Source organism: Bacillus salipaludis, from assembly GCF_030938565.1.
GTDB classification, from domain to species: Bacteria; Bacillota; Bacilli; order Bacillales; family Cytobacillaceae; genus Neobacillus; species Neobacillus salipaludis_A.
In genome coordinates, this window is the sequence record NZ_JAVGVR010000001.1 from 3,114,002 (window position 1) to 3,125,943 (window position 11,942).

Annotated in this window: 11 protein-coding genes; 8 read left to right on the top strand and 3 right to left on the bottom strand. The window is 38.5% G+C overall.

Annotated features, from left to right (window positions below; all coding sequences use genetic code 11):
- Positions 1–9 precede the first annotated feature (9 nt).
- Both RCG21_RS15445 and RCG21_RS15450 read left to right on the top strand, forming a co-directional pair.
- A complete protein-coding gene (locus RCG21_RS15445) occupies positions 10–927 on the top strand; it encodes a VOC family protein (RefSeq protein ID WP_133339568.1) in 918 nt (305 codons plus the stop codon).
- A gap of 639 nt (positions 928–1,566) precedes the next feature.
- Positions 1,567–2,601 carry a DUF3231 family protein gene (locus RCG21_RS15450; protein ID WP_133339570.1) on the top strand — a complete coding sequence of 345 codons (1,035 nt, stop codon included), beginning with the start codon at positions 1,567–1,569 and terminating at the stop codon, positions 2,599–2,601.
- Positions 2,602–2,872: 271 nt separating this feature from the next.
- On the opposite strand, the gene RCG21_RS15455 is transcribed toward RCG21_RS15450, so the two are convergent.
- A complete protein-coding gene (locus RCG21_RS15455; protein ID WP_133339572.1) occupies positions 2,873–3,337 on the bottom strand; it encodes a hypothetical protein in 465 nt (154 codons plus the stop codon).
- A gap of 829 nt (positions 3,338–4,166) precedes the next feature.
- Between RCG21_RS15455 and RCG21_RS15460 the strand changes: the two genes are divergently transcribed.
- The 3 genes from RCG21_RS15460 to RCG21_RS15470 all read left to right on the top strand — a co-directional run bounded on the left by RCG21_RS15460 (position 4,167) and on the right by RCG21_RS15470 (position 6,877).
- Positions 4,167–4,781, top strand: a complete 615-nt coding sequence (locus RCG21_RS15460; RefSeq protein ID WP_133339574.1) for an FMN-binding negative transcriptional regulator — start codon at positions 4,167–4,169, stop codon at positions 4,779–4,781.
- 25 nt (positions 4,782–4,806) lie between these two features.
- Positions 4,807–5,517, top strand: coding sequence for a B3/B4 domain-containing protein (locus RCG21_RS15465; RefSeq protein WP_133339576.1), 711 nt, complete (start codon positions 4,807–4,809; stop codon positions 5,515–5,517).
- Between the two features lie 388 nt (positions 5,518–5,905).
- Positions 5,906–6,877 carry a tRNA dihydrouridine synthase gene (locus tag RCG21_RS15470; RefSeq protein WP_165976398.1) on the top strand — a complete coding sequence of 324 codons (972 nt, stop codon included), beginning with the start codon at positions 5,906–5,908 and terminating at the stop codon, positions 6,875–6,877.
- 129 nt (positions 6,878–7,006) lie between these two features.
- On the opposite strand, the gene RCG21_RS15475 is transcribed toward RCG21_RS15470, so the two are convergent.
- The gene (locus RCG21_RS15475; RefSeq protein ID WP_133339580.1) at positions 7,007–7,807 is read right to left on the bottom strand and encodes a COG4705 family protein; all 801 of its coding nucleotides are present in this window, start codon (positions 7,805–7,807) and stop codon (positions 7,007–7,009) included.
- Between the two features lie 321 nt (positions 7,808–8,128).
- Positions 8,129–9,055: an alpha/beta hydrolase gene (locus RCG21_RS15480; protein ID WP_165976397.1), complete on the bottom strand. Its 927-nt coding sequence runs from the start codon at positions 9,053–9,055 to the stop codon at positions 8,129–8,131.
- A 472-nt stretch (positions 9,056–9,527) separates the two neighbouring features.
- On the opposite strand from RCG21_RS15480, the gene RCG21_RS15485 reads away from it, so the two are divergent.
- The 3 genes from RCG21_RS15485 (at position 9,528) to RCG21_RS15495 (ending at position 11,909) form a co-directional block, all read left to right on the top strand.
- Positions 9,528–10,115 carry a TetR/AcrR family transcriptional regulator gene (locus tag RCG21_RS15485; protein ID WP_133339584.1) on the top strand — a complete coding sequence of 196 codons (588 nt, stop codon included), beginning with the start codon at positions 9,528–9,530 and terminating at the stop codon, positions 10,113–10,115.
- A 181-nt stretch (positions 10,116–10,296) separates the two neighbouring features.
- Positions 10,297–10,986, top strand: coding sequence for an alpha/beta fold hydrolase (locus RCG21_RS15490; protein WP_133339586.1), 690 nt, complete (start codon positions 10,297–10,299; stop codon positions 10,984–10,986).
- 116 nt (positions 10,987–11,102) lie between these two features.
- On the top strand, positions 11,103–11,909 hold the full coding sequence (locus RCG21_RS15495) for an alpha/beta fold hydrolase (RefSeq protein WP_133339588.1): 807 nt from the start codon (positions 11,103–11,105) through the stop codon (positions 11,907–11,909).
- The last annotated feature ends 33 nt before the right edge of the window (positions 11,910–11,942 follow it).

Consider the following 11,942-nt stretch of genomic DNA (forward strand, 5'->3'; position numbering starts at 1 on the left):
GGAGTAACAATGACAAACACAATTCAAAAAATCGTTCCGCATTTATGGTATGACCGGGAAGCAAAAGAAGCAGCTGAGTTTTACGCTTCCATATTTCCAGATTCCAAAATTACAAATGTAACGACAATCCACGGCACACCCTCAGGTGATTCCGATATCGTTTCTTTTGAGCTATGGGGGGAGAAGTTCATGGCCATAAGTGCAGGACCTTATTTCAAGATCAATCCATCGGTATCTTTCATGGTTAATTTTGACCCATCGCGAGTAAAAGACGCGAGTGAAAAATTAAATGAGGTTTGGAACAAATTGTCCGAAGGTGGCACAGCATTGATGCCGCTTGGCCAGTATCCATTCAGTGAAAGGTATGGCTGGATACAGGATAAATATGGTTTGTCCTGGCAGTTAATCCTTACCAATCCTGAAGGGGAAGAACGGCCTGCAATCTTGCCATCACTTCTATTTGTCGGTGATAAATGCGGGAAGGCGGAAAAGTCGATTAACTTTTATTTATCCGTATTTAAGAATGCAAAGCAGGGACTGATCGCCCGTTATCCTAAAGGCATGGATCCTGACAAAGAAGGAACCATCATGTTCGCTGATTTCTGCTTAGATAATCAGTGGTTTACAGCAATGGATAGTGCGCATGGGCATAAATTCAGTTTTAACGAGGCCATCTCCTTTATGGTGTACTGCGACACACAAGAAGAGATTGATCACTACTGGGAAAAGCTCTCTGCGGTTCCGGAAGCCGAGCAATGCGGCTGGTTGAAAGATCAGTTTGGTCTATCCTGGCAGATTGTGCCAAGTGAGATGGATAAGATGATGAGTAAGGGCACACCTGAGCAGCTAGAGCGCGTAACGAAAGCATTTCTTAAAATGAAGAAATTTAATCTTGCGGAATTACACCAAGCCTACAAAGGATCATGATAATCCAGCTAATGAAAGATCTTGGATATTCAAACGTGTGATGGAGGAATTAAAATCGCTAGGTTTGAGAAAAATAATTCACCTATTTATGCTGCTACGATTGAACAATCTTAAGAAATAGCGTTGTAAATCCTTATACAAGAAAAGTTACGAGTGCCAGGACCTATTTAGAACTAGGACATGCTGGCACTCTTTTTTTATCTTTTTCCGATAAGGTGTTCCAGAGTGGTGATAATTCTGCCAATGTTTCGTTCATACTAAGATTGAATCAATCCTAGGAATAGTTTGAATTTTCTTTTCAAAAAAAAATAAAAAAGGGGAGTTTCTATAAATATGCTAGTGGAGCGTATCATCCTGATAGCAATGTGGTTGACCGGATTTATTTGCTTGATGCTGTTTATTCCGAACAATAATCGGCGCAAGGGAATCTTGGCATTATTGATTTTTCAAGCTTTCATCTGGCTTTGCGATATGCCTTCATTTCAACTAAATTTGCTAAAAGCTCCTGTACGGGTAAAGACCTTTATTATTGAGCGAGACGGTAGAAATCTTCTAATTCGATTTTGAATGGCTTATCTATCGAGTATGATTCCAATTGAAGGTAAATACTAATCAAAATCAGGTAGGAAAGGAGATACCATGGAAACAATTAAGCCAATTAAATTAGGTTCATATAAAGAAGATACTAGTGAACCATTAACTTCTGCAGAAATGGGCAAACTTTGGGCTACTTATATGGGAAACAGCATGTCAAAATGCATATTAAGTTATTATCTCCAACATGTTGAAGATAAAGATATAAAAACTTTATTAGAAAATGCATTAAAATTAAGCTTAAAATTTATGAATACTATTGAAGGAATTTTTGAAAAGGAGAACTTCCCTATTCCTAAAGGTTTTGGGGAAGAAGACGTAAACCTTGGAGCTCCTCGTTTATTTCAAGATCGATTCTATGTTCATTATTTGAAATACGTTGCAAAAGCAGGAATGAGTATCTATAACGTTGCAATACCGCTTATGATTAGAAGGGATGTTAAAGAATTCTTTAGGAACTGTATGGATGCCACAATGGACTTAATGGCGCAAATCAATGAAATATTAATGAATAAAGGATATATTATCAAACCTCCTATTATACCTGTACCAGATAAGGTGGAGTTTGTTCATCAGGACTTTTTAAATGGTTTTTTGGGACATGTGCGTTCGTTACATGCATTAGAAATTGCTCACCTTTACGATAATATTGAAAATAATACTGCGAGCAAAGCGCTGATTATGTCATTTGCCCAAGTGGTAAAGGATGAAAAGATACGGAAATTGTTTGAGTGGGGCAGGGACTTGACCTCCACAAGCATCGAACACTATATGCAAAAGCTACATGATGAGAATCTACCTACACCTTCTTTTTTGGATGATTTGGTGACAACTTCAACTTTTTCACCCTTTTCAGATAAAATAATGTTATTTCATAAAATGGATATGTTCTCGATGAAAATAAGAGCATTTGGAAATTCTACTGCTGTTAACGGAAGGCATGATATCGGGCTAATGTATTCAAAGTCGTTATTGAAAATCTCACAATTTGTTGAAGCGGCAGCAAAAATTTTTATTGAAAAAGGGTGGATGGAACAACCGCCACATGCTGTTGATCGAAATAAGTTAGCAGCTAAATGAGGTTTAACATGATGGAAGGTCACTTTTTAAAGTATGAAAAGTAGAAGTATTTAGATTAATCAGGGCAATTCGAAAACAAACACCTTCACAAATGAGTGAAGGTGTTCGTTTATTTAATGGGGAATAACCATCCATGCATTAGATAAATAACACATGACTACAGAAGTTTGGGTAGCTGGTTTCAGCTGAAACAGTGGAAAAAGTTAATTTTGATTTAAAAAAGACGGTGTTTCCTTCACTCAAGAATCATCGTCTTTATTAATGTAAAACATTAATTTTTTTTGCATTTTTTTAATAGATAACGAATCAAAAATCCAACCAATAATCCTGGGATTAAAAATAACATAGGAAGAAAAATTGGACCGAAAAATACTCCGAAAATAGTAAATTTCGTTGAATACATTAGTCCTACTGTAACGAAATATGCACCAAAAGCGAAAGGTAAAAAGGAAAACGGTCCACTATTCTCACCTGCATGCTTGAAGGCGTCATACATTGCAAACATGTAAACACATGGATAAAACATCAGCCATTGATAATCAATTATTTGCACTGCCTCACTTATTTCACCTAAAAAACTTAGCATAATAGCTTTATTAAATGAACTCATTACGTTAATAAGGAATTCTAGGAATATAAAAAGCATGCCTTTGATCAGCTGTCCATTAAGAATTTGACCAAAACCGGGAAGAGCAATGCTCCAAAATACAGCTTCAATTTTGTTTGTTTTCCTCATCACTCAACTAGCTCCCCCCTTGTTGCCACCAACTGCGGTTCCATCTAATTGTTGATTCATTACTCATTGATTCTTCCTTCAGCAACAGGACTAGAAGCTTTTCTAATCATTTTTCTATTATGTACTGAAACCATAAATGACAATTGCAAAACCAACACATATAACATACCAAATCGTATGAGTCATCTTTTTACTTTAAAAACTCCAAGGTTTTATCAACCACTTTTTCTTATTCGCAACAATGCTAAGTACACTTATGAACAAGTTGGTAAAACATGCCGCAGGCAAGAATCTAAAAAATGAATTTTTCCCCATGAAAGGAACCGATAGCCACGGAGAACACCATTTTTTTATTGTGGTTAGACATAAATTTGCTCCTTTACTATTTTGTTAAACTTAATATTTCCTTTTTGGAGAAAAAAATGATTAAAAGTATATACCCAAAACATAATTTCTGGAATTATTGACCTGTTTTACGAAATTGAAACGGTTGTTCTATTTAAGCTAAAGGGGCAGTCTGCACAAAAAGAAGGTTTCCTAGAGCATAGCATTATGGGGTACTTTTTAAATGGAGATAAATATTTAATACTAGTTTAAAGGTAAGGAAAAAACTACTTTTTAAAAGCAGCTGATAATCCAGACTAGAGTGCGATTGTGAAACAAAAAGTTGGAGAGTTATCTGTAAAGGAATAAATGGTTATTTTTTTGCTTTCCTTTCTGACATGTATACTTATTTATTTTTGTACCTTTTTCTATGTCAGAATCTATAATATTATTTTTTTATCGGATATTAATAAAAATTCAATGACAAGTTGAAAGGATGAAGATTATGTATATTCCCAAGCAATATCGTATGAATCATGATGAAGCAGTTCAAATGATGAAGTCTTATCCGTTTGCCTTAATGGTTACTGTTGATGGAAATCATCGCCCCTTGGTTACTCACATTCCGTTGGAAATTCGTGAAGAGGAAGGGAAAATCTATGCGAGCGGGCACATTGCATACGGAAACATGCAGAAGAAAACGTTGGATAACAATCGTGATGTCCTGCTAATTTTTCAAGGACCGCACGCTTATATTTCGTCAAGTTGGTATGAGATTGATGAGGTTCCTACATGGGATTATCTTGCTGTACATGCCTATGGTACGGCACGTGTAATTAGTGGGGACGAGCTGAAATCAGCTTTGGATACAATGCTTAAACGCTACGAGTCTCACCGTGAAAACGGCCGGCTCTGGGATACGTTTGACCCAGAGTTGCTTGAGAGTGAAATGAAAGGAATCGTTGGCTTTGATATTGAAATCACCTCTATTCAAGGTGCAGCCAAAATGAGTCAAAATCGCAGTGATGCCGATTATAAATCGATTATTGCAAAGCTTGAAAAATCAAATGAACAAGGGGAAAAACAGGTTGCTCAGTGGATGCGTGAGCAACGGAAATAAGGTAATTAAAATGGAGGGATCATATATGCCTAGATTTATTATTGAAGATGATTTTTGGTCGTTATTCCCTCATGCAAAGATCGGCACTATTATTTGCCAGGGGATTGATAATTCAATAAGAGATGTTGGAATCTACGATCAGCTGCTGCAGGAGGCAGAGAAAGAAGCACATAAGTTTCTCAATCTGGAGGACTTCAGTAAGAATCCAGTCATATTCGTTTGGCGAGAAGCTTTTCAGAAATTCAAGACAAAAAAAGGGGCCAAATGTTCCATTGAAGCTTTATTAAAAAGAGTGAAAAATGGCAGTCACATCGGAACCATAAATCCGCTTGTTGACATCTACAATTCCATTTCATTGCGTTATGGGTTTCCATGTGGTGGGGAAGATATCGACACTTTTGCGGGTGATCTTCGGCTAACGATGGCAAATGGTAATGAACCGTTTATTCCATTGGGAAATGATGAAAATGCTTCGCCATATCCAGGTGAAATAGTTTATAAAGATGATGATGGCGCAATATGCAGATGCTGGAATTGGCGTGAAGCTAAGAGGACGATGCTAACAGAAAATACAAAAAATGCATTCCTCTGTATTGAATTAATTGATGAAGCAAGAAGTGCTGAGTTTCATATGGCGCTTAAAGAATTGTCTGATTTAGTGTCACATCATCTTGGTGGTAATGTGAAGATTGAAGTGTTAGATCGTAATAATCGGGAATTGACAAACATTGGTTAAGCTCAATTTTTGAATGTTTGGACTAGGAGGAACCTACTTAGACCGACCACGTGATTTCCTAGTGCCAGTGGGCGTGGGGAATCGCATGTAGTGCAGCGCTTGGTTTACAGCCAAGCGTTTTTTTATTTGCTTACAACAATAGAGGCTCTGATTGTACTGACCTAGTCATTTTAGACACACATAAAACTACTTTCCAATTTAAGGAGAGCTAACGATTCCATTGATATTCGCAATAAATTTTTTACAAATAATAAATGTCCAAGGATATTTGTGTTTGATAATAAGTTATAAAGCATGATATAAGTGTATAAGGAGTGGAACATTTGGCTTTATATTTTTTTTGCCGAGTGTATGAGTTATATCCATAATGAGAGGATTTGAGTTTGAATTGATCGATAATTTTTGGCGTGATTTACCACGACCATTTTTTATACTTGCACCAATGGAAGATGTGACAGATGTTGTTTTTCGTCACGTAGTAAGTGAAGCCGGTCGGCCGGATGTATTTTTCACAGAGTTTACAAACTCGGATAGCTATTGTCATCCAGAGGGTATGAAAAGTGTGCGTGGCCGTTTGACTTTTACTGAAGATGAACAGCCAATGGTGGCGCATATTTGGGGGGATCATCCCGAATATTTCCGCCAAATGAGTATTGGCATGGCAGAGCTAGGATTTAAAGGCATCGATATTAATATGGGCTGCCCTGTACCGAATGTGGCATCGAGAGGGAAAGGTAGTGGCCTTATTCTGCGTCCAGATGTTGCGGCAGAACTTATACAAGCAGCAAAAGCGGGCGGACTGCCTGTCAGCGTGAAAACCCGACTTGGCTATAAGGAGGTACAGGAGTGGGAGGAGTGGCTAACGCATATTTTAAAACAGGATATTGCCAACCTATCTATTCATTTACGTACAAGAAAGGAAATGAGTCAGGTAGATGCGCATTGGGAGCTAATTCCGGAGATCAAAAAATTACGTGATCGTATTGCGCCAAATACGCTACTCACCATCAATGGAGACATTCCGGACCGTCAAACTGGACTGCAACTTGCCGAACAATATGGTATTGATGGCATTATGATCGGGCGAGGTATTTTTAAAAATCCTTTTGCTTTTGAAAAAGAGCCAAAAGAGCATAGCAGTAAAGAATACCTTGATCTTTTAAGACTGCAGCTTGATCTTCAAGATCAATATGCGGAAATACTGCCGCGTTCAATCTCAGGGCTGCATCGCTTTTTCAAAATCTATGTTAAGGGATTCCGTGGAGCTGGTGAATTAAGAAATCAATTGATGAACACAAAATCAACTGATGAAGTGCGTGCATTGCTTGAACACTTTGAGAAAAATGTTGATGAGACGTGAACAGAGTTATGATTTAACTCACAAAAAGTTCATTTATATATTAAAGTGAAGCTGTCCCAAAAGGGTTGTCATGAAACGACCTTTTGGGGCAGCTTCCATTTTTCCTCTTTCAACTTTTACCTTTATTTATTAGGATACTCTTTCCACACTCTCGTTCGCTTCCATGCTTTTCGCGGGTGAACCTCCCCGAAAGACAACGAGGATTATAATAAGGAGCAATAATACAAGTGTAACCAAGCCTTTACCGATTCCTAGACCACCGTGGCTCTGAGATGCCCCTAACCAATCCGAGAACGATGCACCCACCGGACGCGTCATGATATAAGCGAACCAGAAAGCAAAAATTTCATTTAGACCAAATAATTTGTAACCCAAAGCTGGAATAGCGAGCAAGACAGTAAACAATACACCTGATGAGAAGTAACCCAAATGCATGCTTGATGCGGTCATATCGCCTGCGGCGGTACCGAGTGCGAATGTAACCAGTACGGTTAGCCAGTAAAAGATTTCACGGCGACGGGTGAAAATGCTGTGTACGGACAAAGTTTTTTCTTTGGAAAACCAAGTGATGAGAACACCGGCAAGTGTCACTATAAAGAAGATGGTAGACACGATGTAGGGGATGCCGAGTCCGACACGAACGACATCAGCAGCCATTGTTCCAAATATACTGACCATCACAACAACTAACCAATAGACACTTGGTATATAACGGCGTACTTTGAACTGCAGGATCATGGCGGCTACAAAAATTAGTACACTTAAAGGTGCAGAGATAAGTGGATTTAGATTTTCGAATAAATAATCAGAGGCCACCTCTCCCATTCCAGTAGTCAGTAGCTTCGTAATCCAAAAGTAGAGTGTAATTTCGGGAACCTTCGCAAACATTTCATTTGCCTGATTCATGGAGACTGATAAAGCTTTGTTCATAGTAGACCTTCTTCCAATAATGATTAATAACTAGGATTAAATAGTTTTCATGTAAATTCCTATGCAAAAATTTTTACCAACAAATTATTTATAATAAAGCAACCTGAATTCTGACTGAATTAATTGTTAAAGAATGATTAAGAATGAATAAATAGTACATGAACTAACTCAGGTTTAAATTTGAAGGGGTGTGTACCTTCAACCGTAACCATGATAGAATTTCAAACTAAAAAACCTCGCCATACATTGACGAGGATTTGACCTAATATATCCCAAAAGCTAGGCCAAAGATGGAATAACCAGAAGAGCAAGGATCCGACTTTAGGCAAGCTTTAAGTATTTATTTAGAAACCGGAGAACACGACGCTCATACTCTTCTTTATTCAAAAGATACGAATGAATATGGTCACCATCTTCTGTCAGCCACAATTCTCGAGTGTTATCTGGTGAAATGGATTGAATAAGTTTTTCACTCTCGGTATAGGGAATCGCTTCATCCGTTTTACTGTGGATCAATAAGAAGGATTTTCCTTTCGTGTTTTTCACATTATTGATTGGTGAAACTTCAGTGGGGTCAATTTTGAGGAGTTTTCGCATGGAATGATAAATGATCGGTGTAAAAGGCTTTTTGGGTAATTTGCTCCAATAGGAAAGATTTTCTTTTAAAAAAGCTTCTAAATCACTAAAGGGACTGTCGGCTATGACGGCAGAAACCGCAGGATGTTCGCATCCAACAATAAGCGCAGTGGAAGCACCCATACTCCAGCCAAGCAGCGCAAGCTTTTTCTGCTTTTTTTTCTGAATCGAATACTCAATCGCTGCATATAAGTCGTGCTTTTCAAAAAAACCCAACCCTGTGGTTCTTCCTTTTGATTTACCTGCATTGCGAAAATCAAACATTAGCACATTATAGCCTTGTTTCGAAAGAGCTTTGGCGAGTTGCAAGCCATCAATCCCTTCCATGGCTCGTTCGTTCATATAACCGTGTGCAGTGATGACGGTTTTACTACTTTGCTTGGAAGCGGCAGGAATCCACCAGCCAGACAGCCTTACTTGATCTTTTCGGCTGAAAAATTCAATCTCTTCGAATGTAAGTCCGTAGTCCTTCGGGTTTTTTGTGGTTTTTGCCGGGAAAGGATGAGTAAGATAAAGTCCGATTCCAAGAGGGGCAAGAAAAAATACAGCGGGTGCTGCCAAAAGTGGTCCCCACAGTGATTTACCTTTTTTACTTTTTTTCTCCTCACTCAATATCAACTCCTCCTTTCTTTTTTCATTCATCGGTACATTATCATATGTCGGTGAACATCAAAACGGAAAAACATTTAGTCCCATTTTGTATCGTTTTTGAAAAGGATTGTGTTACTTTCGGAGCTATCATTGGCTCAGCTAAATTGGCGGAGAAATAGCGCACAAAAATGGTAAAAAGAAGGTAATAAGCAATTTTTGCACCATCAAGTAAGTGATTATTTTTTAATTCCTCAATCTTTTCTAATTTGAGCAAATAGGAATTTATCATTGACTAACCGTTCATTCAATAATAAAATAATACTGTATATTATGTTAAATAATGGAAGGTGTGGTGTGTATTTATTAAGACATGAACGGGAAATAGGATCTGGGTGTTCAAGTGAAATAGATTATGCAGAAACTTTTGTTGACACTGACATATTTGAACATTTATATGAAGAAATCACTGCTTTTATGGAGGATTGAAGATAAAATGCCGCGAACACCTGAAGAGAATGATCGTATTCGCCAACTGTCAAAACAAAAAATTCGTGCTGCCGCTATGGAGTTATTTATTAAACAGGGATATTATGCTACCTCTATTAACGATGTAGCTAAACAAGCGGGCATTTCTAAAGGGTTACTATACAATTACTATAAAGGAAAAGAAGAACTGCTGTCTGAAATGGTCGAGGCTAGAATCAGGGAAGTGATTGAAGTAATGGAAGGAGCAGCCGCTCTCGAGAAACCCAGTGAGCAACTTAAACACATTATTGAAGGAGCGATTGATAATATCCATCAAAGTCCAGAAGTCCATCGATTCTATCTGCACCTGCAAACTCAGCCAGAGGCAGACGAAGAGTTGATTAAATACAGTAAACTCCTTATTAAAGAGAACGCAAGAATGTTTGAGGTGCAATGTAAAATATTTGAAAGGCTGGGAGTAAAGCAGCCAAGGAAACGGTCGTTATATTTTTCATCCGTCCTTCAAGGTATTATGTTGATGATATCTACCTATCCACAAGAGTTTCCGATAGAAGAAATAAAAAAACAAATCATTCAAGAATTTTGTACCGCATAAAAAGGGAAGTGAAAATTTCAACCATGAAAATAGAAGAGCACTTCTTAAGTTAAAAGGTCTTCGTTTATCATTCCAGATTGATTGCAGATCGCAGGCAATAATCACATATTAGCTGAAATATGTAGGTATGGAATTAAATAAATCGGGTTTCAAATGGCGAAGCCCTTAGGAGATGAGCGAGATGGAAACACGGGTAAATCAAATTGAATTGAATGGACTCACTTTTCAATATCGAGAGAGTGGGGACCCTTCTGCAGCACCGCTTGTTTCTCTTCACGCACTGGGGAAAAGTGCAGAATCATGGGATCAGGTGGCAGTTGCTTTAGCAGAAAAATACCGCGTTTTAGCTTTAGATCAGCGGGGTCACGCTGGGAGTGCAAGAGCTGGAACTTACACCTTTGAACTGATGTGCGATGATTTGCTTCATTTTGCGAATGCGATGAATTTAGAACAATTTACGTTACTTGGTCATTCCATGGGAGGAACTGTATCCTATCTTTTCTCGGAAAGATTTCCTTCAAGGATAGAAAAGTTGATTGTTGAAGACACTCCACCTCCTTTTCCAGATAAGCCAATCGAGATTCCTTCTAAACCTCCTGCTCACCTGCCATTTGATTGGCTGGTTGTGCCTTCGATTCTAAGGCAACTTAATGACCCCAATCCCGAATGGTGGGCACGTCTTAAGGACATTATCAAGCCAACTCTTATTATAGGCGGTGGGTCCAGTCATGTTCCCCAAAATAAATTGAAGGAAGTTTCTGAACTTATTCCGAATTGCGAATTGGTGACGATAGATCATGCCGGGCACTTTGTGCATGATGATAATTTACCAGCCTTCTTAGCTACCGTAAAAAGCTTTCTTCGTTCATGAGTTTTCGAATGCTTTCGTTTTCCTAAAAGTGAAATAATCTCATTGACCATACGACATCATGAAAGTCCTGATTTTTTTGATCTAAAAAAATCTATAAAAAGAGTGGGGGATTGGCGATGCCATTTTTCAAAACCAAAGAACGTTTGCAACTGTTTTACCAAGAATGGGGAACAGGCAATCCGGTAGTTTTTGTTTCTGGATGGTCACTAAGTTCTAGAATGTGGGATTATCAGAGAATTTTTTTAGCAGATCAGGACTTAAGGTGTATAGCATATGACAGACGTGGTCATGGGCGTTCCGATGATCCGGGGAACGGGTACGACTTCGACACCCTGGCAGACGATCTCGCTGCACTGATTGAATACCTGGATCTTCGAAATGTCACGCTTGTAGGTCATTCTATGGGTGGTGGTGAAGTGATTCGATATCTAACACGTCATGGCAACGATCGGGTGGACCGTGCAGTGCTTGTCTCTGCCATTGTGCCACTTTTGATGAAAACAGAGGATAATCCTAAAGGAGTATCCAAAGATGTCGCAGAAATGGTGCGTGAAACGTGGAAACGAGACTTTCCAAATTGGTTACGTCAAAATGAGCTGCCATACTTCAATCGTTCTGATACCAGCGCAATTGGTGAATGGACTCGGTGGGATATGTTGCAGACATCGCTTAAAGCAGTGGTTGAGTGTAATAAAGTGATCATTGAAACGGATTTTCGCGAGGAGATGCGGTCCATATCTGTACCTATACTCATTATCCACGGTGATAAAGATCGATCAATCCCGGTAGAAATCTCCGGCCAAAAGTCAGCAATGTTATTACCCAAGAACCGGTTTATTTTGTACAAAGATGCCCCGCATGGACTATACATCACACATTCAGACCGGCTAAATAATGACCTTTTAACATTTATTAAAGGTTAGAAATGAAAAGATAATAGAATGAAATAAAGTAAG